This window comes from Rothia sp. L_38 (assembly GCF_050689125.1).
Taxonomy (GTDB): domain Bacteria; phylum Actinomycetota; class Actinomycetes; order Actinomycetales; family Micrococcaceae; genus Rothia.
Genome location: NZ_JBOEQD010000002.1, coordinates 140642 through 167240 on the forward strand (window position 1 = coordinate 140642; position 26599 = coordinate 167240).

The window sequence follows — 26599 nt, forward strand, 5'->3', positions numbered from 1 at the left end:
CGAGGCGATTCACGCCAGCCGCCGAGCCAGCAGCTTCGCTGCGAGCCTGCTTCACCCACCCTTCTGAATAAGCTTCTATGTACCATCTACCTCAGAAATGACCACGAACTAGGTGGTCATTTCTGAGTTTCGGAACAACTAACTGCCTGAGGTGCACTCCACCTACCCCGGCGTACACTAAACCTATGAAACTCATTGAGCCTCGCCCCGTGCCCCTGGGTGGGCTGCGGGCCATGACTGTCCGCCGCCTGCTGCCCTCCCGCGACCGCCGTATGGTCGGTGCCTGGTGCTTCATCGACCACTACGGCCCCGACGACGTCGCCGTCACCGGCGGCATGCGCGTCGCCCCGCACCCCCACACCGGCCTGCAAACCGCCAGCTGGATCTTCACCGGCACCATCGAACACCGCGACTCCCTCGGCACCGTCGCCGATGTGCGCCCCGGCGAGCTCAACCTCATGACCGCCGGCTACGGCATCAACCACTCCGAATACTCCACGCCAGATACCACCGTGCTGCACGGCATCCAGCTCTGGATCGCCCTGCCCCGCGACGACATGAACACCGCCCCCGCCTTCGAAAACTTCGTGCCCGAAGCCCTCACCTTCGGCGGGCAGGGGAGTGGGCAGGACGCGTCCGCCCCGGCTGGAGTGCAGGCCCGCGTCTTCCTGGGGGAGCTGGGCGTGACTGTCGATGGGGAAACCAAGACCGGCTCGTCCCCCGTCACAACCTTCTCGCCCCTGCTGGGCGCGGAAATCCTGGTGGGCGCTCCCGGGTCAGACCCTCGGGCCGACAAGAACCCGGCAGAAGATGCCCCGCGCCGAACCTTCACCCTGACCCTTAACCCCGAGTTTGAGCACGGGTTTGTGGTTGATACCGGTGCCCTCCTTATTAAGGGCCAGCGCGTCGCCGCCGATGAAATGCTCTTCATTGAACCCGGCACCGAAGAGCTGACCATCGAGGCCATCGGCGCTACCCGCCTGATCCTGCTCGGCGGCACCCCCTTCGGTGAAAAAATCACCATGTGGTGGAACTTTATCGGCCGCACCCACGAAGACATCGTCGAGGCCCGCGCTGCCTGGAACGCCCAAGCTGACAGCTTCGAGGCCGTCACCGCACCGGCGGGTGCCTCTGGCACTGACATTGTGACAGACGGTGCCCTTGCCGCCGGTCAGGGCGCTACCGCCGATCACCCCCGCTTCGGCGGGGTGGTGCTACTGCCCGGTGAATACGACGAAAAGCCCCGCACCTCCGTCATTCCCGCCCCCGATCTACCCAACGCCCGCCTGAAGCTACGCGGCGACTAGCCCTGGGCAAGGGGGCGGACGGGCGCGCGTCCGCTTGCGCAGTACCTAAAAGTTGTCGGCTGGGTCACGGTTTTCGTCATGAAATCGTGACCTGGCGGCTACCGTGTCGCATATTATGTCGGGAGAATTTGCCCGCACAGGTTACCGGCCGGTAACCCGCGATGACCAGTCTTAACGGCAGATTCCCAGCACCCTCTGTGCCCTTGTTGAGACGTGACATAGGGCAGAAAAATCAACTTTTTATAACGATTCGGTATACATCGTTACCAAATCGTTATAGGCTGTTCAAAGTCCAATCAGCTTCCGAGGGAAGCATGGGAGCCCACAACCCCACGTACGGGCCACCCAGCAGTAGCAGCAACCCGGCTGCGAAATCTCAAGAAGAGACGAAAGGTACAACATTGCGTCGTTCACTCTCAGTAGGTGCGGTAGGTGTCATCCTCTCCGGTGCTGTTCTCGCAGCAGCAAACGCATCGGTAAATGAAGCCCCGCAGACCACCGTAGACAACGGTGCAGCTGTTTCAACCCCCCTGCTCAAGGCATTCGCCGTTGCAGGTGAAGGCAAGGTCGTAAGCTGGGGCGTTCCCGCTTACATCGTAGCTCCCGAAAAGCCCGTTGAAGCAACCCCCGTTATCGAGGAAGCCCCCGTCGTTGAAGAGGCTCCTGTAGAAGCTCCGGTTGTTGAAGAAGCACCCGTCGAAGCTCCTGTTGAAGAAGCCACCGTTGCTGTTCAGTCCGAGACTGTTGAGGTTGTAGAAGCAGCTCCTGCTCCTGCTCCCGTTGAAACCGTAGCTCCTGTAGCAACTCAGGCTCCCGCGCCTGTAGAAACCCAGGCTCCCGCGCCTGCACCCGCAGCAGCCCCCACTCTTTCCACCGCCACCAACCAGGCTAAGCGCGATGCTGTTGTAGCAGCCGCCCTAGGTGCCGCAGCCGTCAATGCTCAGACCGACTGCACCATGCTGGCAACCAACTCCCTGCGTGCCGCTGGCATCAACTTCCACGGCTGGCCCATGGATTACATGGCCCTGGGTACCGTAACCTCCAACCCCCAGCCCGGCGACCTGGTTCTTTACCAGTCCAACGGCTTCGGCCAGCAGCACATCGCCGTTTACATTGGCAACGGCCAGGCTGTACACGGTGGCTGGAACGGCATGGGCACCTCCATCTTCTCGGTGAACCTGCCCACCGCGTCCGCACCGATCTTCGTATCACCCGCTGGCTACAACAGCTAAGGCAACCGCTAACAGCGTCTTTTCTTGAGAAAAGTCCCGCTCCCTCACCAGGGAGCGGGACTTTTTCAGTTTTCTTCGGGCTCTAACGCTAGGGGGCTCTAGAGCTGCATAGCCGCCCGGTAGAAGGAGGCCTTGAACTCGCGCACGGCAGTCACCGACCAGATAGCGCTGGTAGAGCCAGCCCGTGCCTGCTGTAGGTGGGGCAGGTCGGCGGCAAGGGCCTGGTCAAACTGGGCTCGCAGGTCGTCGAGCGAGGCAATGGTCTGCCCACGGTGGGTGAAGGGGAAGACCGCGGACGCCTCCGCCCGCTCAAGCCCCTGACGGTAGCGAGACGCGCGGTCGGCAGCATAGTCGGCGATGCCGATTTGCCCCATGATGAAGCTATCCGAGAGCGCCCCACCGGCAGCGGTCTTGTACTGGTTGGAGATATAGGGTACCAGGCCCTCATCGTAGCCCTTGTACGCCAGCAGGTCGAAGGCCTGACGGCGGACGGTGATATCGCCTGCCGCCCCGGTGGAGGGAGTGTAAGCACCGTAGGCGGGGTCAAAGAGGGGAATGGTGTAGTAGCTGTTCGCCGGTGCGGTGCCGATAGTGCTGATACCGCGCCACTGGTAGCGGGAGACCACCAGACCCTGGGCGGTGAAGTCCTCCACTGTTGAGAGGGCGGCTGCCTCGTCCACGGTGATGGTGCTGAAGGTGTCATCGGTGTGGCCGGTGGTGCCGCGCGGGGTCTGGCTCAGGCGGTTGAGCAGGACGGCACGCTCCTCGGCCGGGCGGCGCAGGATAGCTTCTGCCTCAAGGGCATCGAGCAGGTAGAGGGTATCGAGCTGGGAGCGCATGTAGGCTGAGAGGTCCTGCTTGGTGGCGAACTGCTCGGGGTTGCCATTGTGTAGACGGTCGGGGACGGCCGTCCAGTCAAAGTACTGGTTGAAGCCAACGATAGCTGAGGTGGGGCTATCGGGGCCCTCGAAGATACCGCGGGCGATTGTCTCGGGGCCGAAACCGTCACGCAGGCCGCCGCCGTTGGTGAGCAAGGTGTCGTCAATCAGGTGGGTCATCTCGTGGCCGTAGGTGGTCACGCCGTTAGCAGAGATAGCCTTACCCATGAAGTAGCGCATACCGGTGCCCTCAGCCTGGGCGGTTGCCTGGGTGTAGGGGGCCCAGAGGTTAAGGGGTGCAAAGAAGTCGCTGATTGCCCCGGGGCTGGTCTTAGGTAGCCAGGAAGCGGAAATGTTCTGGGCCTTGTAGCCCTGGAAGGTATCAATCGCCAGGCGGTTGCCGGTGAGTTCACCCGCGTAGGAGGGGGTAAGCCGGGTCCAGAGTTCCACAAAGGCGTTTTGTTCGGCTGCCCGGCGGTTGAGCTCGTCAATAAAGGCGGTTTTCTCGGCCGTACTGCTCCCCGCGGTGGCAGGGTCTACATAGGTGTAGGTGTGGCCGAAGGTGATAGAAGCCGGGGTGGTCGCAACGTATACCCCGTCGGTTTCCTGCGAGAGCAGGGGCAGAATAAAACGTTGGGTGGCAGGGTCTGCCGCCAGCTTGCTGTAGAGCGGGGCGGCGTCGTCCGCAATGATGGCCCCGCTCTGCTCCCGCATCCAGGCATCTAGGTCGCTGGTGCCTGCCCGGTCTGCGATAAAGCTGGTGAGTTCGGGCAGGCGCACCACGGTGCGGTGGGCGGTGGGGGAGTTGCTGAAGGCCAGCACATTGGCTCGCTGGGAGCCGATGTTGAGAATGTAGTCAACCGGGTCAACCCCTGCGATACCGAACTGCTCGGGGTTGGTGATGAGGGCTTCTGCCACGTTCACACCACCTAGCTCGAAAGAATAGAGTGACCGCAGGTAGGCCAGGCCCAGTAGGAACTGCTCCTTGCGCCCGCTCACTTTGTTGGTGATGAGGGTTTCGCGCTCTGCCTCTGAGAGGTGGGCGTAGAGGGGGTTGGCAGCAATGGCGGTGAGGGTATTCTGGGCCAGCAGCTTTGAGACGTTGAACTGCTTTTCAAGGCCGGTAGCCTTGAGTGCCTCGGGGCGCAGCTCGGCCAGGGCCTCAGCCTCGGTCACGGAGCTAAAAGGACGCCCGGTGCGGCGGGAAATCTCTAGGCGCTTGTTGGTGATATCGGTGAAGCGCACGGTGGGTGAAAGGGAGTCGTAGACTGTCTGAGACTCGGTAAAGGAGATACCGCCCAGTTCTGCTGCCAGGGTGGCAAAAAGGTCAGCGGACGGCGTTGATGCGGCGTAGGCTGGCACCGCCGAGCTGGCAATGATGGTGGGAGCAGACCAGGCTGCACCCTGAATGAGGGTGCGGCGATGAATGGAGGAGGAAGACATAGAGAACTCTTTGTGTGGTATCGAGGGGGATGTGTGAGGTGGCGGTATCGTCCTCAAGTGATAGCAGACGAAGGGGGCACAGGGCCTGCACCTCTTCTTTAAGAATACCGGCTGGGGCAGCCGGGAGCAGGGAGTGTGTGCCGGTGAGGCTCGTGGGCTGGTGCGGATGTGCCCTTGACTATATCTCTTGTGTTTGCCCAAGAGTAACGTCATAAATGCGTAACATTAATTCTCTGCCTTGCAGATAGCAGGTATAGGCTCTATAAATACGCTTTTTTCTTGACACCGAAAGGAATCACCGTGGCAGGCTTTACCACCCGCGCAATCCACGCCGTCCACTCCAATGAAGAACAGGCCGTCGTACCCCCGATCTACACCGCCTCCACCTTCGGTCAGCCCACGGATGGCACCGAAGGCCCCTTCGAATACCAGCGCGGCGGCAACCCCACCCGCTCCAAGGCAGAAACCACCCTCGCCGCCATCGAAGGCGCCGAACACGCTTTCCTCTACGCCTCCGGCATGGGCGCCACCGCCGCAGCCATGGGAATCCTGGAACACGACCAGACCCTCATCATGGGCATGCCCGTCTACGGCGGCAACTACCGTTTTGCCACCATCGAACTCCCCAAGCGCGGCGTCACCAACGAACTGGTCTACGACCTCTCCACCCTCTCCGACGCCCACTTTGAGGGCAAGAACGTGGGCATGGTCTTCATTGAGACCCCCTCCAACCCCACCCTGCGCGTCACCGACATCAAGAAGGTCGCCGAGCTAACCCACCGCCACGGTGCCCTGCTGGTCGTCGACAACACCGTCATGACCCCCTACCTGCAGAAGCCCCTTGACCTGGGCGCAGATATCGTCGTGCAGTCAGCCACCAAGTACCTGGCCGGCCACGGCGACCTGCTCGCGGGCGTCGCCACCACCAACAACGCAGAGTTGGCCGACAAGCTCTTCAAGGCCCAGCTGATTTCTGGCGGCGTGCTCTCACCCATCGACTCCTACCGTCTGCTGCAGAACGTCAAGACCCTGGCTCTGCGTATGGAGCGCCAGCAGGCTAACGCCGACGTCCTCATCGAGGCCGTCGCCGCCCACCCCGCCGTTGACACCGTCTACTTCCCCGGCTCCTACAGCGCCGAAGAAGCTAAGATTCAGGCCGAGCAGGCCACCGGCAAGGGCGCCCTCTTCTCCTTCACCATCAAAGAAGGCTACGATATCAAGGCCTTCCTCGACGCCCTGCAGGTCTTCACCTTCGCCGTCTCACTCGGCGGCATCGAATCCCTGGTCTGCCTACCCACCACCATGACCCAGGGTGCCTACTCCCAAGAAGACCGCGACGACGCAGGCCTCACCACCCGCCTGGTGCGCGTAGCCGTTGGTATTGAGGACGTTGAGGACCTGCGCGCAGACATCATCGGTGCCCTCGACGCCGCCTAAGCCTTCCCCACAACAAACACAATCACCGAAAGGTACACCCATGCAGAACATCACCCGCCGTACCGCGCTCTCCGCCGCTGGCGCGTCCGCCCTTGCCCTGGCCCTGGCCGCCTGCGGCTCCTCCTCATCTACCACCTCCTCCGACTCCTCTGCCGCAGCCGATAAGCTGCAGGCCATCAAGGACGCCGGTAAGATCCGCATCGGCTTCGAAGGCACCTTCGCCCCCTGGAACTACCACAACGAAGCCGGCGAACTCGTCGGCATGGAAAAGGAAATCGGCGACCTGATTGCCGCCGACCTGGGCGTCACCGCCGAATACACTGAAACCCCCTGGGACTCCCTGATCGCCGGTGTCGACGCCGACCGCTACGACATCGTCATCAACAACGTCTCACCCACCGAAGAGCGCAAGCAGAAGTACGACTTCTCCAACCCCTACGTCGCCTCAGAAGGTAAGGTCGCCGTCCTGCAGGACTCAGAACTGCAGACCATCGCCGACCTCAACGGCGCCACCGCAGCCTCATCAGAGACCTCTAACTTCCGCACCCTGCTCGAAGAAGCAGGCGCCCAGATGACCATCGTTACCGGCTTCGACGAAGCCATCGAACAGGTACTCACCGGCCGCGTGGACGCCTGCGGTAACGACGCCGTCACCTTCGCCTACTACCAGGAGCAGCACCCCGACGCACCCATCCGCCTGCTCGACGGTGTGCTCGGCGACGCCTCCCAGTCCGCAATCCTCATGCCCAAGGGCGCCACCACCCTGCAGACCGCCATCAACGACTCCATCGCCAAGCACCTGGAGAACGGCGACTTCAAGGCCATCTACGAAAAGTACGTTGGCATCGACCTGAGCCCCAAGGCCTAGCCACACGCGGCTAGCCGACCCCGGCGTCCGAACCGAAAGTAACCCGTAGAACACTATGGACCGCTACCTAGAACTCTGGGCACAATCCCTGCCCTCCCTGCTGCTGGCCACCGTGCAGGTGACCATCCCGCTGACCCTCATCTCCTTCGTGCTCGCACTGGTGCTGGGTCTGCTGGCCACCGCCGCCCGCAACCTCAGCCGCTACAACCCGCTCAACTGGCTGGCAACAGCCTTCGTGTGGTTCTTCCGCGGCACCCCGCTTCTGGTGCAGCTCTTCCTGGTGTTCTACGGGCTACCCCGCATCGGCATCACCCTCGACACCTGGCCCGCCGCCATCATCGCGCTGAGCCTTAACACCGGAGCCTATGTGGCAGAGACCTTCCGCTCAGCCTACGCCTCGATTCCGCGTGGCCAGTTTGAAGCTGCTCGCACCCTCAATTTCACCAAGATGCAGACCCTGCGCCACGTCGTCGTCCCGCAGGCCACCCGCATCGCCCTGCCCCCGCTGGGCAACGACCTGATAGACCTGGTCAAGGGCACCTCCCTGGTCTCGGTAATCTCCATGGTCGACCTTTTCCAGTCCGGCAAGCAGGTTGCCGCCCGTACCTTCGAGCCTTTGGCCATGTACCTGGAAGTTGCCGCCATTTATCTGGTCATCTTCACCCTGCTCTCCATCGCCCAGCGCGCCCTCGAGAAGCGCACCAGCCGTTACATAAGGACAGCCAATGCTTAGCCTGAAGAACCTCACCAAAAGCTTCGGCGAGAACACCATCCTGCGTGACATCTCCCTGGACCTCGACAACGGCGAAACCACGGTCATTCTCGGCCCCTCCGGCTCGGGCAAATCCACCCTGCTGCGCTGCCTGAACCTGCTTGAAACCCCCGAGTCCGGCGTCCTGACCATCGAGGGTGACTCGGTAGACTTCGCCGCCGGGCTGACCGACGAGCAGGTACGCACCATCCGCAAGCACTCGGCCATGGTCTTCCAGAACTTCAACCTCTTCCCCCACTACACCGCTGAGCAGAACGTGGCCCTGGCCCCGGTGCTCAACGGCAAGATGGGTAAGGACGCCGCCGCCCAGCTCGCGCGCGAACTCCTAGAAAAGGTGGGGTTGGGGCATAAGGCGGGTGCCTACCCCGATAACCTCTCCGGCGGCCAGCAGCAGCGCGTCGCCATTGCCCGCGCCCTGGCGGTTGCCCCCGACTACCTGCTCTTTGACGAGCCCACCTCCGCCCTCGACCCCGAGCTTGAAGCCGAGGTCATTCAGGTGCTTATCGACCTGGCCCGCGAAAAACGCTCCCTGGTGGTCGTTACCCACAACATGGCCTTCGCCCGCCGGGTTGCCGACCGCATCGTCTTCCTCGACGGCGGTAATGTGCTTTATAACGGCGCCCCCGAAGCCTTCTTCGCCTCCGACAACGAACGCATCCAGCGCTTCCTGCAGATCTTCGAAATGACGGACTACCGAATCTAAGGCGCTGGGGCGCTAGGGGCGGCCTAGGCGTAGCGATGCCGGCCAGAACGCCCCAGAGCCGACTTCACCCCGTCCTTTCTCTCTTCACCCCGAGATAATCACTAGGGTGAAGAGAGAAAGGACGGGGTGATGTGTTAACACCAGAGGATCTCAGAGGGCTACCGGTAAATTGCTGAGCGGTGACCAACGTTCAAACTCTTTTGCCAGCACTAATTGCCAGGCCACATTCAGACCCCGAGCTCATCCCACAATTCCTGGGCGGGGCGGGTCTCACGGCCGTCTGCCTCGAAGCGCGCCAACGCCTGCTGTGCCCATACCTGTTCTTCCTGCTGCTCAAGATAATCAAGTACAGCAGAACGCACTAGCTCTTCGGTGCTCGTACCAAGAGCGGAAGAAAGACTCTGTAGCTGTGCCTCTTCAGTAGCTGTAAACTCAACATGCACGGTCATAGGTTTTCTCCTTACTGTGCTTTCCAGTATGGCAAATGGCTGTACTTTCAACAATAGGATATTGTTCTGGGCTTGCTTTCTGTGATGAAGAAGCTGGGAGTATTTTCAGGGATAAGCGCACGGTAAAGTTTTGCCCATGAACACCGCTTTTACTTTTTCAGTAGGTCTGGTACCTAGCCAGCAGGAACTGGTAGATCTCTACACCTCTGTTGGGTGGAGCGCTTACACCGACCACCCTGAAGACCTGGTTCCCATGTGCGCAGGTAGCCTTTACCTAGCGGTAGCCCGCGAGGACGCCACCGGCCGGCTCGCCGGGCTAGTGCGGGTTGTCGGCGATGGGGTCAGCATCAGCTATATTCAAGACCTACTCATCAACCCGGACTTTCAGAAGGCCGGCCTTGGCTCCCGCCTGCTCGACATGGCGCTGGCTGCCGTGGGTGGCGTCCGCCAGGTCTACATCACCACAGAAACCCACCCTAGCAACCAGCACGTCATCGACCTCTACCGGGGCAGAGGCTTTACACCCGTTGAGGGCTACGGCTGCGTGACTCTGGCGAAATTTACCTTTGATGAGGTTAAAGAGGTGAACGCTACAGCCTAAGCCCGCCCCTCGCGGTGGGCGCGGGCTGTTTCTTCGTCAATAATGCGCATTTCCTGGGTCAGCGGGGCACCGGGAACCCACCGGTCGCGCAAACCTGAGCGGCGGCGTCCTAACCGCAAGCGGGGGCGGGGAACCTTGAACTGAACCGGCTCCGGCAGCTGCCAGCGGCGCCACCGCGCCATAATACCCATGACCAGGCAGGTCACGATGGAAAGAGCCATACCCAGCACCTGCTGATCCCATAAAACCATGCACAGGGCGACCTCCGCAGCCCCCACAAACGCCACCGTGGCGTACAGCGGGCTACCACCCAGAATCGCCGGAATACGATTGACCATAATGTCGCGCAGGGCACCGCCGCCCACAGCCGTCACCACACCCAGGGCGATCGCCGGTAGCCAGTGCAGACCCAGAGCGAGAGCCTTGATAGTTCCGGTGGCGGTCCAGCAGCCCATGCCGAGAAAGTCCGCCACCAGCAGGGTCCGGTCAGCCCAGCGAGCCCCAAAATCCATGAGATAAGCCAGAGCCGCAGACCCCAGGGCAGCCACCCAGTAGTAGCTATCGGTCAGGGCCACCGGGAAGCCGGTGTCGAGCAGAACATCACGAATAATGCCCCCGCCCATAGCTGTAATTACCGAGAAAATAATGAACCCCACGATATCGAAACGATGGGCGCGGGCAACCGCCCCACCCAGCAGGCCGTTAGTGACAATAGCGGCTACGTCGATTACGCGGAACCAGGTTTCTGGGTCAATATCAAAAAAGTCCATCTATTCAGTCCACTCGCCGCCGGGCACCAGAGGGTAGCGCTCGCGTAGCTGTGCCTGCTTGCTCACCGGCGGAATGTAAACCCAGGCGGTAACCGGCTCACCGGCGTCCGTCACCACCTCGGCCAGCACCCGGTTGTAGAGGTTATCGTCGTGCACAGGACGCTCCGGGTCAGTTCCTTCCAGCTGGTCGAGGGAGGCGGCAACAGCCTGCCAATCGGCGGGGTCTACGAACACCAGGGTGCCGCGCACTACCGGGGCGGGGGCGTCCGCGCCTGTATCACCGCTACCAGCTGGCGTGCTGACCGGGGTGGACGCCGGGAGCAGGTAAGGGTAGGAGCCGTTAGTGACCAGTTCGTAGCCGGTGATGGTCGCATCGACCCTGTTGGCATCCGCCCCACGGAACCAGTGATGATTGCTCATACCGGGGCGCAGGGTGCCGTAAACGAAAACGGGGTAATGGGCTGTCATGCCTCTATCGTACCCATGAGGTGCGCTCAGACAGTTAGGTGGCGCAGACTCACGCTCGCTGCCGACCCTCTCGCCTGGTTCGCTTCGCTCACGAGGCGATTCACGCCAGCCGCCGAGCCAGCAGCTTCGCTGTGAGTCTGCGCCACCTACTCGCTTACTTGAGCACCGTCGGCACGAACCGGCAGTAGCCGTCGGTAATTGCCCCGTCTGATTCGCGCACGCCGAAGCCCACGGAGCGTCCGCCCACCACCCAGGCCCCGATAACGGGGTAGTTGGGTTCGCCGGCGTCCCCGGTGAAGTTGGGCGGCTGCACGTACTGCTGGTAGATGTACTCGTGGTCGGCGGCGGTTTCGGTCATGTAGCCGTCGGTGTGGGCAACCTGCACCCCGTGGGTCGGGGCGTTCACTACGATACCGTCGCCCTCCCGCCCAAAGATGGGTTTCTTGACCCAGTTGGTGAAGCCGTGGTCGGGTGACAAGGACGCCGGCAGCAGCAGCGGGTGCCCCGGGTAGAGTTCCCAGAGGGCCACCATCAGTACCTTGTTGGAGAGGAACATCTTCCAGGCCGGTTCAAACCAGTTCTCCATGGCAGCGTAGCCGCCGTTGAAGAGGACCTGCCCGTAGGCGTCCTCAACCATGTCTTCCCAGGGGTAGAGCTTGAAGAGGTTGTGCACATGCCGGTCGTGGTGATCGAGCCAGATGCGGTGGTCGGCGTCCCAGTAGAGGTCGTCGATGCGCATGATGTGGGTTTCCCAGCCCGCCATGTGCGCGGCGTGGGCTACGACCTTGAGGTTTTCAATGTCCTCGCCGAGCTCGTCGATTTCTTCGTTCACGCAGGCCAGGTGCAGAACCGGGTGCTTGACCCGCTGGCGGATCTGCGCCCAGCGGGCGACAAAGGCGTTACCCAGGTCGTTCCACTCTTTGAAGCCGCGCAAATCCAGGCGCTGATCCTTGAACCAGGTGGACTGGCTGACTGCCGCCTCCACCAGGCCGGTGGGGGTATCGGCGTTGTATTCCAGAATTTTGAGCGCGTGAGTCTCGGGGTTGTAGACAAAATCAAAGCGGCCGTAGAAGTCGTATTCGTGCCAGCGCCAGGAATCAATCGCCAGTTTCAGCGCAGCGTCGCTCAGCCCAAGCTTGTACTTGAGGGGGCCGGCAATGATGTGGTCGATGGCAGCAACGCACATGCGGTGGGCCTCTTCGACCTGCTCCTGCAGCCAGAGGGCCTCGGCCACGGTGAACTCGTAGGCAGCAAACTCGTTCCAGTAGTGGTCGGTGTCGTCGGGACCTTCGAGCGAATAGACCAGCCCTTCAGCGGCGATAGTCTGCTCCCAGTTATGGCGTCCCAGCGGGAAGGACAGTCGTCTCATTGGCCTTAGCCTCCCTTGGTTCCGCCGCCGGTCTTCGACCCGCCGCCAAAGCCGCCGCGACTCTTCTTGGTGGTGGTGTCTTTGTTAGCGTCCTGATTGAAACCGCCGTAGGAGTCCCCGCTCTGGCTCGACTTCACCTGCGAGTTCTCCACGGTATAAGAGCTCTTTGACTCGCGGAAAGACTCGGCAAACCCGCCGCCCTGCGAGGGCAGGTTCCGGAAGATCGTGCCATCGGACGGGCGGCTCTCCGAACCGCCTGCCACCTTCTCACCCACCTTGGGCAGGGTTGACGACGAAGAATAGGGAACCCAGTAGGAGCGCCCGGTGCCGCCGCCACCGCTGGAACCTGAGCCGCTGCCGTCCTCACACTCGGAGTTCTCAAGACGCTGGCCGGTGCCGGGGTCGTAGCAAATCTCAGCGTACTCCTTGGAGCTGCCGCTGATCTGCGAACTGGTGGAGGAGCGTCCGCCCTGCTTCTGTGACGACGAGGACGAACTGCCCAACAGCGGCGCCACACGGGCAGGGGTAGCGTGGTTGGTAGCGCCAATACCGATAATGGCCGCCCCGCCCGCAAGCAGGGCCAGCACGGTCTTGGTCGCGCGTGAGAACCTTGGCATGAAATCTCCCGATGGTAGTGAGTGCCTTCCCTCCTTATTTTAGGTCGGGTAGGCGCTCACCTGCGCAGGTGCGTTTAGCGGGCAGCCAGCACCTGAGCGATAGCTTCGAGCGCTTCCTCGTTCTGCAGGGAAGAGGTATCGCCCAGCGCGCGGCCCTGGTAGAGCTCACCCAGCAGACGGCGGGTAATCTTACCCGACCGGGTCTTAGGGATGTCGGCTACCGCAATGACGTCCTTGGGCTTGGCAATCGGGCCAATCTCGTGGCGGATATGCTCGGTCAGAGCCTTCTTCAGCTCCTCAGGACTCAGCGCCTGACCGGCCTCAGAGAGGGTCACATAGGCAACCGCCTGGTGGCCGGTCAGCTCATCCTCCACCGGGCAGACCCCGGCCTCCACCACAGCCTCATGCGTGACCAGGGCAGACTCAATCTCAATGGTCGACAGGCGGTGGCCCGAAATGTTAATAACATCGTCGATACGGCCCAGAATATAGACATCGCCCTCATCATCGACCTTGGCACCGTCACCGGCCAGGAACCAGCCGCGCTCGCCGTAGTGGCGCCAGTAGGAATCGAGGTAGCGCTGGGGGTTGCCCCAGACCGTGCGGGCCATGGACGGGCCAATCTTATCGACCACAATGAAGCCCTGCAGGCCGGGCTCAACGTCGGTCCCGTGCTCATCGACCACGCGGGTTGAGATACCCGGAACTGCCCGCGTCGCACAGCCGGGCTTGGAGCCGGTGCGGGGGGCGTCGTCCGCAAAGGTGCCAGCGGGCGCGAACTGGGGGTCGTGCGGACGCGGCGAGCACACGGTCGAGCCGGTCTCAGACTGCCACCAGGTATCGATGAAGGACGCGGTGCCCCCGCCTACATGCGTGCGCAACCAACGCCAGGCCTCGGGGTTGATGGACTCGCCCACCGAACCCAGCAGACGCACCGCTGAGAGGTCGTACTTGCCCGCCGGCGGGCCGTCAGGGAAGGCACCCATGAGGGAGCGAATCAGGGTGGGGGCCGTGTAATAGTTGGTGACCCCGTAGCGTTCAATCACCTCGAAGTGGCGCTCAAAGGTGGGGGTGTTGGGGGTGCCCTCGTAGATTACCTCGGTGACGCCATTGAGCAGGGGCCCGTAGATTTCGTAGGTATGGGCGGTGACCCAGGCCAGGTCTGCGGTGCACCAGTGGACGGTGTCCTTGACCTTGGCGGGGTCGTTGACGGTTGCCAGCTCGTCCACGCGGCGCTGGCCCTGCTCGTCCTCAATCTCGGGGAGCAGGTCAAAGAGCAGGGCGTGGGTGTAGGCCACCTGGGTCAGGTAGCCCGCGGACGTGTGCACCAAGCCCTTGGGCTTACCGGTGGTGCCGGAGGTGTAGATGATAAAGAGCGGGGTTTCAGCGTCAAAGAGCTGGTAGTCGTGGGTGTCGGGTAGGTTATCGACCAGGTCGTGGTACCAGACGTCGCGGCCCTCGGTCCAGGGCACAGCGGCGTGGGCTTCGGGGGTGCCCGCGGTGCGGTCAACCACAATGACGTGCTCGATACTGTTCTCACCCGAGCAGGCTTCGTCGGCGGTCGCCTTGACCGGAACCACGGTGCCGCGGCGGTTCTGCCCGTCGGTGGTGATGAGTACCTTAGCGCCGGTATCTTCCACGCGGAACTTCAGGGCCTCGGCTGAGAAGCCGCCGAAGACCAGGGAGTGAATAGCGCCAATACGGGCGCAGGCAAGCGTGAAGATGATGGTTTCGGGAATCACCGGCAGGTAAATGACCACACGGTCACCCTTGCCGACGCCCAGCTTCTCCAGGCCGTGGGCTGCCTTAGCGATCCGGCGCTGCAGCTCGGCATAGGTGATAGCCTCGTGGTCACCGGGTTCACCTTCGAAGTAGAGGGCCACCTTATCGCCCTGACCCGCTTCGACGTGGCGGTCTACGCAGTTGTAGGCAACGTTGAGCTTGCCGCCCTCGAACCACTTAATCTCGGGCACGGTGAACTGCTCGATACCCTCATCATCGAGGCCCAGGCTCTGCGGTTTGGCGAAGGTGTGAGGGTTGGCTTCGTCAAACATCTCACCCCAGGTCAGGCGGGCCTTGGCCTGGTCAGCCCAGAACTGGATTCGGGCCTCGTCTGAGATGAGCGCCGGGTTGGGCGTGGGGTTGAAGGGGTCGGTGTACACGAAGTCGGCAGGTGCGCCCAAGGGTATCTCCCATCGGTAGCTGGCTGTAGCACCGGCGCCGGTTCTCGCAGGACGCCCGTGGGCGGCTTGTTCGGCGTGGTTGCTGCGATCGTCGTAGAGCCAGGTCTCTCGTATCGCTCTTGATGGACAAAATCTCTTTCAGGGTAAGCACCTGCGAGCCACTGCTACTAAACCGTGACGCCCCTTAACGTTTATGACGCCGCGTGACGCGCGTCCGTCCGTCTGCGTCGCCCCCGAATGTAACCGAAACCTTCATCTGCGCGTTCAAAGAACATGCACATGAAGGTTTTGACGACATTCGCCGAGCACACGCCACGTTACCGCACCCCGGCATTAACCAAAAGGGTGCGTAAATTTTCCGGGTGATGCACGATGTCTTCCCACTGCACCCTAATGACCCGGTACCCAAGTTTCTCAAGGTCACGGTGGCGTCTTTTCTCAGCGCGGATAGCTGCCCTAGGGTCGCCGTAGGTGCCATCATATTTGACGTAACCGTCGACTTCTAAGATGAGTTTGAGCTCTTCCCACAGAAAGTCGGGGCGGTAGTAGGAACTTCCCACCCAAATGGTTGCCTGTTCCTTGGGCGGGGTGAACCCCCACATCGCAATTCGATAGCGGGTCACCGTTTCCGCAGGAGATTCTGAGCGTTCGCTCATGAGACGGCTGACCTCACGCGCGTTTTTGACCCCTTTGCAACGTAAACCCGTGATGGTACTGGTGAAATCAGAAGCGGCGATGAGTCCTTGGTTGAGAAAAAAGTCCACGATACACAGGGCATCAAGTATGGGCAGAGTCAGCGCACAGTCGACTGCTGTTTGTAGGGGAGGAGTGACAAAAGCTGCTTGATGGAAGACAGCAGATGAGCACACTGCCTTTCGGGCACGGCTGACATGGACTTTTGGGGTAGAGCGGACGGTCTCCATTGGATGGCTAACCCAAATTTTGCGGGGGAGCCGCAGTAGGGGCGCGTCCCACCAGAGTGCTGCAGATACATGACTGAGCACGAAGTCTGATCTGGTTTTGAGAAACCCTACGTGTTGGGCGATGCAGCGGGCGCGGGCATCCCAGCTGTTCCAGGTGGAGGTCTTGATGTAGGCTCCGCGGCAGATGCGACGAAGGGTTCCGCCCTGACACGCCCTGGTGATGCTTGAGGACGACTTCCCGAGATGGCGCAGCTCCGTAGAGGTTTTTACTTCGGTAAAGAATTGTTCCATGCCATGAATGTCTCCTATAGTTTCGTCCATGACAAGGGGTTATATATAAATTGTGGATAACTCGGGGTGTTTTGTGTGGGTTTATACCTCTATGCGTTTGTATGACGCTTGAAGGGCTGTTTTCCACAGGGGAGCTTCACCAGTGCTATAGGTAGCCAAAAGCTTCATCTGCGTGTTCAAAGAACATGCAGATGAAGCTTTCGGTTACGTTCACGGACGGTCGCGCCCTCGCCCCTCAACCCGGCGCGTCCGCCCACCTCGTCTTCTAGTTGCTGGGGAACCGGGCCTTGACCCAGCGTTCGAACACACCCAGCAGGGCGTCGGTGATCTTACCCAGGATAGCGAGTAGCACGATGGCCAGGAGTAGGCGGTCGGTGCGGCCGTTGTTCTGGGAGTCGGTGAGCAGGAAGCCCAGCCCCATCGAAGCACCAAGCAGTTCGGCGGCGACCAGGAAGAGCCAGGCCTGCGCCAGGGCCAGCCTCAGACCCGAGACCACAGCGGGCAGAACGGCAGGTAGCTGCACGGTGGTAAAGAGGTTGATGCCGCGGACGCCGAAGGTGCGGGCCGCTTCAACCAGCTTGGGGTCCACGTGGGCTAGGGCCGCCGAGACGGTGGTGTAGACGGGGAAGAAGGCGCCGATAGCGATGAGGGTGACCTTGGAGTTCTCACCGATGCCGATCCAGAGCAGCAGCAGCGGCACCCAGGCCAGCGACGGTACAGCGCGTAGGGCGCCGATGGTGGGGGCGGCGAGCACCTGGGCCCAGCGGGAGAGCCCTACCCAGGCTCCGAGCACCAGCCCGAGGGTAGCCCCGATGCTGAAGCCCAGAACCACGCGCTGGGTCGAGATAGCAACGTGCAGGCCGAGCTGCCCGCGTCCTGCCAGATCAAGGGCGGCAGCAACTACCTTCGAAGGGGCAGGGAGCTGCACCGCGCTAAAGACTCCGGCGGTGCTCAGGTACTGCCAGAGCGCCAGCAGAACCAGGGGGAAGCAGGGCGCCGAGCCAGGGTGCCCAGCGGCGGGTGAGCAGGGGGCGGCGGGGTACCTTCGCGGACGCCGGTGTTTCGGTGCGCGCCAGACGGCGGCGGGTTGCCGGTTGGGTGGTGAGATCAGAGGTAACTGACATGATTACTCAGCCACCAGGGTTGAAATGCGGGCGGGGTCGGCCTTCTGGGCAAAGGTATCGTTGACGATGCTGCCCAGGGCGGTGTCTACTTCGTCTTGTGAGGCAACGTCGCCGGATTCAACCAGGTAGGGGCCGACCTTCTCCAGCACGGCGAGCTGCTTGTCGCCGGGTACGTTATCGATATCGAGGTAGGTGCGGTCCCAGACGACCTGGGCGGTTTCAAGCTCAATTCCGGAGCCGTCCGCCAGAATCTGCACGGCCTCTTCTTCGTTGGCGAGTGCCCAGTCGCGGGCGTATTCGTAGACGTCAACGATGGTCTGGGCGGCTTCGGGGTCGCTCTCGATGAAGTCCTCGGTGGCGTTCAGGAAGCCGTAGGTGTTGAAGTCGACGTTGCGGTAGAAGAGGATGTTGCCGTCCTCAATTTCGGCGCTGGCCATGATGGGGTCAAGGCCGCTCCAGGCGTCTACGGTGCCCTGGTTGAGGGCGGTGCGGCCGTCGGCGTGCTGTAGCTGCTCGATGGTGACCTCATCGGGTGACACACCTGCTTCTTCAAGAGCTTGGAGCAGGAAGAAGTAGGGGTCGGTGCCCTTGGTGACGGCTACCTTTTTACCGGCCAGGTCTTTCACCGATGAGATACCGGTATCGGTGCGGGTCACCAGAGCTGACCACTCGGGCTGGGAGTAGAGGTCAATCACCTGAATGGGGGAGCCGTTAGAGCGAGCCAGCAGGGCAGCTGAGCCCGCGGTGGAACCCACGTCAATCGCACCGGAACGCAGGGCCTCATTAGCCTTGTTCGAACCGGCTGACTGTACCCACTCGACGTCCTTACCCTGCTCTTGTAGGGCGGTCTCAAGCCAACCCTTTTCCTTGATAATCAGGGAGAGCGGGTTGTAGGTGGCGTAGTCGATGGTGACGGTGGTGTCGCCCGCAGCGGCAGAAGTGTCAGCGGTAGAAGCGTTTTCCCCAGCCAAGCAGCCAGTGAGCAGAAGGGTGCCGGTTGCGAGCAGGGCAGAAGTGGTGGTGAGACGAGAAATGAGTGACATGTGTGTTCCTAGTGTTCTTCAACGCCGAGTTCGGCCAAAAGTTCTTTACGCAGGGACGATAGCGCTGGGTTGCCGCGGTCGCGCGGGCGGTGATCGGGCACCTCAACAATGCGGGCAATCGTCGCGGGTGCGGTGGGGTCCGGCTTACCCAGCACAATCACCCGGTCTGAGAGGTAGAGGGCTTCTTCCACGTCGTGGGTGACCAGCAGGACGGTGGCCGGGTCGTGGGCATGAATATCGAGCAGCAGATCCTGCATGTTGATGCGGGTGAGGGCATCGAGGGCGCCGAAGGGCTCATCGAGCAGAAGGACGCCGGGGTTCCGCGCCAGCGCCCGTGCCAGGGAGGCGCGCTGAGCCATGCCACCGGAAATCTCACGGGGGCGGTGCTGGGCGTAGTCTGCCAGCCCCACGACGTCCAGAAGGCGGGCAACCTGCTCGCGGGCGGCGTCCTTGGGTGTTCCCTTGGGCAACCCCAGGGCAACATTCTTCTCAACGGTACGCCAGGGCAGCAGGCGGGGCTCCTGGAAGCCAATTGCCACGCGGGAGTCCAGGCCGCGCACCGGGCTGCCATCGATGGTGACGGTACCGGCGGTCGCTGCGCCCAGGCCCGCGGCAGCCCGTAAGAGGGTGGACTTGCCGCAACCCGAGGAACCAATGATCGAGATAATCTCACCGGGGTAGGCGGTGAAGGAGACGTCTTCAAGGACGGTGCGGGTCTCGCCGCGCTCGCCGATGAAGGTTTTGCCGACGGCCTTGAAGTCAATGCCGCAGGCGGTGAGGGTGGTGGGGGTGCGTTCTAGCGTGGGTGCGCTCATGCTTTTCTCCATCGTCTCTTGGCGTTAGCACCGACCCCTGTAGTGAGGGAGGTTGCTGCGACGTCGTTGAGCCAAGTCTCTCGGTCGCTCTGGATGGTTAACGCTTTCAACGCTAGGGGCGTTTGTTGGAACTGGGCAAGAGTATGACGCGGTATTTCGGCCGGTTACGAGTGTGACGCTGTGGGTAAAACTGACCGAAACTCGCTGCCCGGTTACACGCGACTCACCCCGTGCCACAATGTGAAACGTAGCCTCAGATGCTTGCACCTGGGCGTGCTGGGCGGGCTACACTAAATCTCAAGATCAAGAGTCCCAACGCGAAGCTCTGGCTAGTTGGGCGGCAACCCTCTCCCGTAGCGGGGTGCCCCAGATGAGGATCAGGCAGTAATGCAAGTACGGCGCAACCAGGCGCCACCTTCGCGAAGGCTCGGTGCCTTTTACTTTGGGTAAGGACGCCGGTGGCAGCACGGGCGCGGAGGGCCAAGCACCACCTGTGAAAGGGCCCGGTTCATGACCGAGAAGAAGCGCATCGTCGTCAACGCCTTCGATATGACCACCACCAGCCACCAGAGCTTTGGTCTGTGGCGTCACCCCCGTAACCGGGCGGATGAGTACAACACCATCAAGTACTGGACCGACCTGGCTAAGGTCTGCGAGAAGGGTCTGTTCGACGCTGTCTTTATCGCTGACGTGGTGGGTGTCTACGATGTCTACAAGGATTCAGTAGCTCCCGTCCTCAAGGACGGCGCCCAGGTTCCTGTGGGTGACCCCTTCTTGCAGATTTCTGCTATGGCCGCTGTGACCGAGCACCTGGGCTTTGGCGTGACTGCCGCTGTCACCTACAACCAGCCCTACACCCTGGCCCGTTCCTACTCCACCCTGGATCACCTGACCGGCGGCCGTGTGGGCTTCAATGTGGTGACCTCCTACCTGCAGTCTGCTGCTGAGAACCAGGGTCTGCCCGGGCAGATTGAGCACGATGAGCGCTACGAGATTGCCGAAGAGTTTCTCGATGTCTGTTACAAGCTCTGGGAGGGCTCCTGGGAGGACGGCTCGGTACCCCGCGACCGCGAAAACGGCGTCTTCGCTGATCCCTCGAAGGTGCACCCCATCCTGCACAAGGGCAAGTACTTCCAGGTTCCCGGCATCGCCCTGAGTGAGCCTTCCCCCCAGCGCACCCCCGTGATTTTCCAGGCCGGTGCGTCTTCCCGTGGCCAGGCTTTCTCTGGCCAGCACGCTGAGGCTATCTTCATCACCGCCCTGCGCCCCCACCTGACCAAGGTTCTGACCGAGCGTATCCGTTCTGAGGCTGAAAAGGCCGGCCGCAAGCGCGATGACGTCAAGATCCTGGCTATGCTCTCCGTTGTTGTGGACGAGACTGACGAGAAGGCTCAGGCCAAGTACGCCGAGTACCTCAAGTACCAGAACGTTGAGGCGTCCCAGGGCATCATCGGCGGCTGGAGCGGCCTTGACCTGGACCAGTTCGATGAGGACGAGGCTCTCAAGTACGTTGAGACCGAGTCGATTCAGTCCTTCCTGACCCCCTTCACCCTGCAGGATAAGGAGAAGGAGTGGACCCGCAAGGACATCGCCGAGCACTGCGCCACCGGCGGCATGGGTGCGGTTTTGGTGGGTTCCCCCCAGACTGTTGCCGATGAGCTGGAGAAGTGGATTGACGAGGGCGGCCTGGACGGCATCAACCTGGCTTACCACGTTTCCCCTGGCTCCTTTGAGGACTTCGTTGAGTTCGTTGTTCCCGAGCTGCAGAAGCGCGGCCGCTACCGCACCGCCTATGAGGGTTCCACCCTGCGCGAGAGCCTCTTCGGTGAGGGTAACAAGTACGTGGACGAGCGTCACCCGGCTGCCAAGTACCGCGGTGCCTACGCGGGTAAGCCCTCCGCTGCCGACACCCCGGCCCGTGACTTCCTCAAGCTGGCGATTGAGAACGCTGAGAAGGCTGAGGACGCAGGCCACTAGGTCTTAGAGCTGTAAGGACGCCGCCCCGCACCTTCCTGCCAACGGGCAGGGGAGTGCAGGGCGGCGTCCTTATCGTCTTTATGCCGTGCCGACGGTTAGAGCAGGGCGCTCCACAGGCGGCAGAGGTTCTCGGCAACCTTCTGGTGGTTGGGGCGGTTGACCCACTCGTCGTAGCGCAGGCGCTTGCAGCGGGAGATGTAGTCCCGGGCTACGCCTTCGAGTTCCTGCACCATAGCCTTGCCCACGATAAAAGTGGAGACCTCAAAGTTGAGGGCGAAGGAGCGGGGGTCCATGTTGGAGGAGCCGATGAAGGTGATTTCATCGTCCACAATCATGAACTTGGAGTGCAGCACGGTGGGGCCGGGGTACTGCTGAATGTTCACACCCAAGCGGAGCAGCTGCTCGTAGTAGGAGCGCTGCCCCATAATCGGCAGGAACTGGTCGCCCTTCTCGCAGACGATCAGGGTCACGTCGATACCCGAGAGTGCCATGTTGGTTAGGGCCTGCAGCAGGGTTTCTTCGGGTACGAAGTAGGGGGAGCAGATGATGATGCGTTCTTCTGCGTTGTAAATCAGGTGGTTGATCAGGCGCAGGTTGTTTTCGGTTTCGAAACCGGGGCCAGAAGGCACGATTTGGGCGAGCGGACGCTGGCCCTCCTGCCCTGCCTCTTCGTTGGCTTCGATGTCGGCGTCGATTTCATCGAGCAGGAGTTCCTTGGTTTCGGCGTACCAGTCAGAGACGAAAACCGCGTTGAGCTCGTGCACCACGGGGCCGGTGCAGAAGAAGGAGAGGTCCTTCCACACTAGGCCCTTTTTGATGTTGCCCTTGAGATTGTAGGTGCTATCGATAGCATTCTGGGAGCCGGAGAAAGCCAGCTCGCCATCGATGACCACAATCTTGCGGTGGTTGCGCAGGTCGGGCCGCTGCCACTGGCCCTTCCAGGGCTTGAGGGGCAGCATGAGCCGCCAGGGTACCCCTGCATCGTTGAGCTTGCGCTGGAGTTCCTTCCAGCGGGGGTACTTGCGGGACCCGATATGGTCGATGAGCACGTGAACCGCTACACCGCGCTGGTGGGCGCGCACCAGGGCATCCCAGAGGGGCTCTGTGGTGCTATCGAGGGCGGTGATGTAGAACTCGAAGTGAACGTACTTCTTAGCCTGGTCGATTTTCTCGGCGATTTCCTGCAGGGCCGCATTGTTGTCGTGGCGTAGCTCGAAGTCGTTGCCGCCAATCAGGGGCAGGGCACCGAGCTTGTAGTTGAGGTTAGCTGCCACCCGCGCAGGCTCAGAGAGCTCCGGGTCGCCCAGCACGGCGTCGTCCCCCTCGATGGAGTCTTTAATAATCTGGTTCATGCTGCGCTGGCGGCTGCGGCGGTGCCGGGGCACCAGGTTTGAACCAAAAATTAAGAAAGCAAACAGGCCCACGAAGGGAATAAAGAAAATCGCCATCAGCCAGCCCAGCGCAACCACGGGTTTGCGGTTGTAGGGCAGCCAGAAAATGACGGTGATGCGGATCAAGATATCGATAACGACCAGGGTTACCGAGAGCCAGTCCGGCAGGTTAGGGATGTTGAGAAAAGGCAGGCTGAAGTTCACATTTTTCAGTCTAGCGGGGTCTTGCCCCGGGCGAACGGGTCTTCTCACATAAACAGATGATTTAGGGGGTGACCTTCTTCTACCCTGTAGGGGAACTTCCACTAGGCCCCGCGACCTGCACTTCTGCAATAGACTGGTGGTGTGAAGAAACCCGAGAAGTCCGTGCGCCAGCAGCGCCGGGAGCGAACCCACACCGCGATTCACGAGGCCGCACTCAAGCTTGTGCTTGAGAAGGGCCTCAAAGCCACCACTACCGACGAAATCGCTGAAGCTGCCGGGGTCAGCCCCCGCACCCTCTTCAACTACTTCGCCAGTAAAGAGGACGCCGTGCTCGGCCTGCGCGCCCCCGTCATCACCGATGACATCCTACAGCGCGATGCTGCCCGCCAGGACCTCTACATCTTTGAGCGCGTCGCCCACCTGATGCTCGACATCATAGTCGCATCGGTTGATAGCCCCACCTACCCGCAGGTGCGCCCCCTAGTGCAGGAGTACCCGGAGCTGCGCTACCGCCTGAAAACCCACCATATCGAGTGCGAAAAGACCCTGGCTGACCTGCTGCGCACCGTCAACTGGGTGGAGTTCAGCGCGAGCGGACGCCGCGGCCCCTGGCCCTACCTGCCTGAAAGTGAAGCCGGAGAAGGGGCCTCAGAACCCCGCCTGCGTGCAGCCCTTTGTATCACTTCGGCCCTGCTCCGCTATATGGACTACACTCGCGGTGTGCCCGAGAGCACTGAACGTGATGAGATAATCCGCGAGGCCGTGCAGACCTTCCGCCACCTGCTGCGCGAGGACTAGCCGCGGCCCGTCCGTCATGCTGCGTCACGGGTAGAAACAGCAGTGCCCTGCGGGGGTAAAGTGGCTAGTGGGTGCCCCCGCGCCTAACACTTGGAACAAAGGAGTACACCATGAAGATTCTTCTGCCCACATCAATCACCCTTGACCAGAGCGCCCTGGGCGCTGAAGCCGGCGACGAGCTGGTCAGCTACGACCCCACCGTCAATATCGCCCCCGAACACCACGACGCCGACGTACTGGTGGCATGGGGGAACACCAATGACCAGCTTAAGGACGCCGCCGCCCACCTTCAGCAGGTAGAGCTGGTCCAGGCGCTGCTGGCAGGCCCCGACCAGGCCCGCGCCGCGGGCTTCCGCCCCGAGGCCGTCATCGCCTCCGGCAGCGGCCTGCACTCAAAGACCGTTGCCGAACACACTCTAGCCCTGGCCCTGAACTTTGTACGCTTCCTGCCCACCCTGGCCGAGCACCAGGCACAGAAGAACTGGGCCACCGAACTCGGCGGCCCCCAGGAACTCCACCCCGCCGACCAGGTCACCACCCTGCTCGGCGCCAAAGTCACCATTTGGGGCTTTGGCTCTATCGGCCAGGCAACCGCCCGCCTCTTCGACGCCTTCGGCGCCGAGGTCACCGGTATCGCCCGCTCAGCAGGTGAGCGCGCGGACTTCCCCGTGGTCGCCACCGACGACATCGACTCGGTCCTAGAAACCACCGACATCCTGGTCATGATCCTGCCTAACTCCGAGGAAACCAAGAACTCCCTCGACGCCGCTCGCCTGGCCAAACTGCCCCAGCGCGCCTACGTCATCAACGTGGGCCGAGGCCCCACCGTCAACGAGGCAGACCTGATTGAAGCCCTCAACTCAGGGAGCATCGCCGGTGCCGCCATCGACGTGGTGGTCGAAGAACCCCTGCCCTCCAGCGACCCCCTGTGGGATGCCAAGAACATCATCATCACTCCCCACTCAGCGGGCGGCCGCCCCGTCGAGCCCGAAGCCCTCATCAAGCAGAACCTGCAGGCCCTGCGCGATGCCCGCGCGGGCAAGGACGCCAACTGGCGCAACAAGATGAACTAGGTGTATTAGGTACACAAAAGGAGCTCCACCAAAATCTGGTGGAGCTCCTTTTAGTTGCCTTTAGCTGACGACGTGGCCGGTTTCGTCCAGCAGCTTGGCGCGCAGTTCGCGGCGCTCAGCCTGGGCGTCCGGGTCGGGCAGGGGAACAGCAGCCAGCAGGCGCTGGGTGTAGACCTCACGGGGGTGGCGCAGGATCTGCTCACGCGGGCCCTGCTCCACGATTTCGCCGCGGCGCATCACCGCGATGCGGTCTGCCAGGGCGTCGATGACGGCCAGGTCGTGGGTGACGAAGAGGCAGGCGAAGCCCATTTCTTCCTGGAGTTCCTGGAAGAGCTCCAGCACACGGGCCTGGACCGATACGTCGAGGGCTGAGGTGGGCTCGTCCGCAATGAGGAGCTTGGGCTTGAGGGAGAGGGCGCGAGCGATGCCGACGCGCTGCTTCTGGCCACCGGAGAGCTCATGCGGGTAGCGGTTGCGGTAGGAGCGGGGCAGCTCTACACGGTCCAGGAGCTCCTCGATACGCTTCTGCAGCTCGGCACCCTTAGCCACGCCGGCAAGCATCATGGGCTCACCGATAGATTCGCCAATGGGCAGGCGGGGGTTGAGGGAGGATGAGGGGTCCTGGAAGACCATACCTACGTGCTTGCGTACCTCGGCCAGGTCCTTGCGGCTGGGCTTGCGCATATCAATGCCGCAGACGTTCAGCTCACCTTCGGCGACCTGCAGGAAGCCCACGGTGGCGCGGCCGATGGTGGACTTACCGGAGCCTGATTCACCGACCAGACCCAGAACCTCACCGGCACGGATCTCGAGGTTGGCGCCGGTAACAGCGCGGAAGGGGCCTACACGACCCTGCTTGGGGTATTCGAGGGCGACGTCCTTGAGGGAGAGAATGACCTCGCCGGTGCGCTGGGGGGCAACCTGTTCCAGCAGGGCGGTGGCCGGACGCTGGTGCTCGGCTGCGTCGTCAATGGCGGCATTCACGTCGATTTCGTCGCCACCCAGGTGGAGTACGGCACCGAGTAGGGCCTGGGTGTACTCGTGCTGGGGGTTGTTGAAGACCTCGTGGATTTCGCCGGTTTCAACGATCTGGCCGCGGCGCATCACAGCGACGCGGTCGGCCAGGTCGGCGACTACACCCATGTCGTGGGTAATGAGGATGATAGCTGAGTTGAGCTTCTTCTGCAGGTTGCGCATGAGCTCAAGAATTTCAGCCTGAACGGTCACATCGAGCGCCGTGGTGGGCTCATCGGCAATGAGCAACTTGGGGTTGGTCGAAAGCGACTGGGCAATCATGGCGCGCTGGCGCTGACCGCCCGACATCTGGTGGGGGTAGGAGTTGAAAGCCTTGATGGGGTCGGGCATTTCGACCATCTCAAGCATTTTGATGGCCTCTTCTTTGGCCTCTGCCGGTGAGACGTTCTTGTGCAGGCGCAGGGTTTCAACGATCTGGTCGCCCACGGTCATGACCGGGTTCATGGCGGTCATGGGTTCCTGGAAGATTACGGCGACTTCTTCACCGCGCACGCTGAGCAGCTCGGTGTTGGTCAGGCCAATGAGTTCGCGGCCGTTGAGCTTGACGGAGCCGGTGACGCGGGCGTTCTTGGGCAGCAGCCCGATCATACCCATGGACGAAACGGACTTACCTGAGCCGGATTCACCCACAATGGCGAGGACCTCACCGGCATGCACCTCGTAGTTGAGGTTCATGGCGGCGGGAACCCAGGTACGTTCGACGCCGAAGTCAACGCTGAGGTCGCGGACTTCGAGGACCGGCTGGGCGCCGGTTGGCTGAGTGGTTGGTGTATTCACTGGTTTTCCCAACTCTTGGTTGTTTCTGTAGAAGATTGGTGTGGTTGAGCT

23 protein-coding genes and 2 riboswitches are annotated in these 26599 nt (G+C 61.9%); of the genes, 10 read left to right on the forward strand and 13 right to left on the reverse strand.

Annotated elements, in window-relative coordinates:
* Nucleotides 1-185: 185 nt before the first annotated feature.
* Together ACRCJM_RS01930 and ACRCJM_RS01935 are read left to right on the forward strand one after the other, a co-directional pair.
* Nucleotides 186-1307: a pirin family protein gene (locus ACRCJM_RS01930; protein ID WP_431463594.1), complete on the forward strand. Its 1122-nt coding sequence runs from the start codon at nucleotides 186-188 to the stop codon at nucleotides 1305-1307.
* A gap of 401 nt (nucleotides 1308-1708) precedes the next feature.
* Complete coding sequence (locus ACRCJM_RS01935) at nucleotides 1709-2539, forward strand: NlpC/P60 family protein (protein ID WP_431463595.1); 831 nt, start codon at nucleotides 1709-1711, stop codon at nucleotides 2537-2539.
* 98 nt (nucleotides 2540-2637) lie between these two features.
* Here the strand turns inward: ACRCJM_RS01935 and ACRCJM_RS01940 are convergent, their stop codons facing one another.
* Nucleotides 2638-4860, reverse strand: coding sequence for a ZmpA/ZmpB/ZmpC family metallo-endopeptidase (locus tag ACRCJM_RS01940; protein WP_431463596.1), 2223 nt, complete (start codon nucleotides 4858-4860; stop codon nucleotides 2638-2640).
* Nucleotides 4861-5160: 300 nt separating this feature from the next.
* On the opposite strand from ACRCJM_RS01940, the gene ACRCJM_RS01945 reads away from it, so the two are divergent.
* The 4 genes from ACRCJM_RS01945 to ACRCJM_RS01960 are packed head-to-tail and all read left to right on the forward strand — an operon-like array spanning nucleotide 5161 to nucleotide 8640.
* Nucleotides 5161-6297 (forward strand): trans-sulfuration enzyme family protein, encoded by a 1137-nt coding sequence (locus ACRCJM_RS01945; protein WP_431463597.1) that lies wholly within the window; start codon nucleotides 5161-5163, stop codon nucleotides 6295-6297.
* 40 nt (nucleotides 6298-6337) lie between these two features.
* Nucleotides 6338-7165: a transporter substrate-binding domain-containing protein gene (locus tag ACRCJM_RS01950; RefSeq protein ID WP_431463598.1), complete on the forward strand. Its 828-nt coding sequence runs from the start codon at nucleotides 6338-6340 to the stop codon at nucleotides 7163-7165.
* 55 nt (nucleotides 7166-7220) lie between these two features.
* On the forward strand, nucleotides 7221-7898 hold the full coding sequence (locus tag ACRCJM_RS01955) for an amino acid ABC transporter permease (protein WP_346876004.1): 678 nt from the start codon (nucleotides 7221-7223) through the stop codon (nucleotides 7896-7898).
* Nucleotides 7891-8640 (forward strand): amino acid ABC transporter ATP-binding protein, encoded by a 750-nt coding sequence (locus ACRCJM_RS01960; RefSeq protein WP_431463599.1) that lies wholly within the window; start codon nucleotides 7891-7893, stop codon nucleotides 8638-8640. The genes ACRCJM_RS01955 and ACRCJM_RS01960 overlap by 8 nt, the downstream gene beginning before the upstream one ends.
* Nucleotides 8641-8867: 227 nt before the next feature.
* On the opposite strand, the gene ACRCJM_RS01965 is transcribed toward ACRCJM_RS01960, so the two are convergent.
* The gene (locus ACRCJM_RS01965) at nucleotides 8868-9089 is read right to left on the reverse strand and encodes a DUF6290 family protein (protein WP_237186906.1); all 222 of its coding nucleotides are present in this window, start codon (nucleotides 9087-9089) and stop codon (nucleotides 8868-8870) included.
* A 136-nt stretch (nucleotides 9090-9225) separates the two neighbouring features.
* Between ACRCJM_RS01965 and ACRCJM_RS01970 the strand changes: the two genes are divergently transcribed.
* A complete protein-coding gene (locus tag ACRCJM_RS01970) occupies nucleotides 9226-9690 on the forward strand; it encodes a GNAT family N-acetyltransferase (protein ID WP_431463600.1) in 465 nt (154 codons plus the stop codon).
* On the opposite strand, the gene ACRCJM_RS01975 is transcribed toward ACRCJM_RS01970, so the two are convergent.
* The 9 genes from ACRCJM_RS01975 to ACRCJM_RS02015 form a co-directional block, all read right to left on the reverse strand.
* Entirely contained in the window at nucleotides 9687-10460 is a 774-nt protein-coding gene (locus ACRCJM_RS01975; protein WP_431463601.1) for a trimeric intracellular cation channel family protein, read from the reverse strand. The two genes, ACRCJM_RS01970 and ACRCJM_RS01975, sit on opposite strands and share 4 nt — an antisense overlap.
* Nucleotides 10461-10928, reverse strand: a complete 468-nt coding sequence (locus tag ACRCJM_RS01980) for a gamma-glutamylcyclotransferase family protein (protein ID WP_431463602.1) — start codon at nucleotides 10926-10928, stop codon at nucleotides 10461-10463. It lies immediately after the preceding gene.
* Between the two features lie 154 nt (nucleotides 10929-11082).
* A complete protein-coding gene (locus ACRCJM_RS01985) occupies nucleotides 11083-12297 on the reverse strand; it encodes a glutathionylspermidine synthase family protein (RefSeq protein ID WP_431463603.1) in 1215 nt (404 codons plus the stop codon).
* Between the two features lie 5 nt (nucleotides 12298-12302).
* Nucleotides 12303-12914: a hypothetical protein gene (locus ACRCJM_RS01990; protein ID WP_431463604.1), complete on the reverse strand. Its 612-nt coding sequence runs from the start codon at nucleotides 12912-12914 to the stop codon at nucleotides 12303-12305.
* Nucleotides 12915-12988: 74 nt separating this feature from the next.
* On the reverse strand, nucleotides 12989-15097 hold the full coding sequence (locus tag ACRCJM_RS01995; protein ID WP_431463605.1) for an AMP-binding protein: 2109 nt from the start codon (nucleotides 15095-15097) through the stop codon (nucleotides 12989-12991).
* Between the two features lie 317 nt (nucleotides 15098-15414).
* Nucleotides 15415-16311, reverse strand: coding sequence for a DUF559 domain-containing protein (locus tag ACRCJM_RS02000; RefSeq protein ID WP_431463606.1), 897 nt, complete (start codon nucleotides 16309-16311; stop codon nucleotides 15415-15417).
* Between the two features lie 265 nt (nucleotides 16312-16576).
* Nucleotides 16577-17419, reverse strand: coding sequence for an ABC transporter permease (locus ACRCJM_RS02005; protein WP_431463694.1), 843 nt, complete (start codon nucleotides 17417-17419; stop codon nucleotides 16577-16579).
* Nucleotides 17420-17437: 18 nt separating this feature from the next.
* Nucleotides 17438-18478, reverse strand: a complete 1041-nt coding sequence (locus ACRCJM_RS02010; RefSeq protein WP_431463607.1) for an aliphatic sulfonate ABC transporter substrate-binding protein — start codon at nucleotides 18476-18478, stop codon at nucleotides 17438-17440.
* Nucleotides 18479-18486: 8 nt separating this feature from the next.
* Nucleotides 18487-19293: an ABC transporter ATP-binding protein gene (locus tag ACRCJM_RS02015; protein ID WP_431463608.1), complete on the reverse strand. Its 807-nt coding sequence runs from the start codon at nucleotides 19291-19293 to the stop codon at nucleotides 18487-18489.
* Between the two features lie 5 nt (nucleotides 19294-19298).
* A riboswitch (SAM riboswitch) is annotated at nucleotides 19299-19393 on the reverse strand.
* Between the two features lie 201 nt (nucleotides 19394-19594).
* Nucleotides 19595-19695, forward strand: a riboswitch (SAM riboswitch).
* A gap of 108 nt (nucleotides 19696-19803) precedes the next feature.
* Between ACRCJM_RS02015 and ACRCJM_RS02020 the strand changes: the two genes are divergently transcribed.
* Nucleotides 19804-21270, forward strand: a complete 1467-nt coding sequence (locus ACRCJM_RS02020; protein WP_431463609.1) for an LLM class flavin-dependent oxidoreductase — start codon at nucleotides 19804-19806, stop codon at nucleotides 21268-21270.
* A 95-nt stretch (nucleotides 21271-21365) separates the two neighbouring features.
* Here ACRCJM_RS02020 and cls read toward each other — a convergent pair whose 3' ends face one another.
* Entirely contained in the window at nucleotides 21366-22865 is a 1500-nt protein-coding gene (gene cls / locus ACRCJM_RS02025) for a cardiolipin synthase (protein WP_431463610.1), read from the reverse strand.
* 141 nt (nucleotides 22866-23006) lie between these two features.
* On the opposite strand from cls, the gene ACRCJM_RS02030 reads away from it, so the two are divergent.
* Complete coding sequence (locus tag ACRCJM_RS02030; RefSeq protein ID WP_431463611.1) at nucleotides 23007-23663, forward strand: TetR/AcrR family transcriptional regulator; 657 nt, start codon at nucleotides 23007-23009, stop codon at nucleotides 23661-23663.
* Nucleotides 23664-23773: 110 nt separating this feature from the next.
* On the forward strand, nucleotides 23774-24736 hold the full coding sequence (locus tag ACRCJM_RS02035) for a phosphoglycerate dehydrogenase (RefSeq protein WP_431463612.1): 963 nt from the start codon (nucleotides 23774-23776) through the stop codon (nucleotides 24734-24736).
* Nucleotides 24737-24796: 60 nt separating this feature from the next.
* Here the strand turns inward: ACRCJM_RS02035 and ACRCJM_RS02040 are convergent, their stop codons facing one another.
* The gene (locus ACRCJM_RS02040) at nucleotides 24797-26548 is read right to left on the reverse strand and encodes an ABC transporter ATP-binding protein (protein WP_431463613.1); all 1752 of its coding nucleotides are present in this window, start codon (nucleotides 26546-26548) and stop codon (nucleotides 24797-24799) included.
* Between the last annotated feature and the right edge of the window lie 51 nt (nucleotides 26549-26599).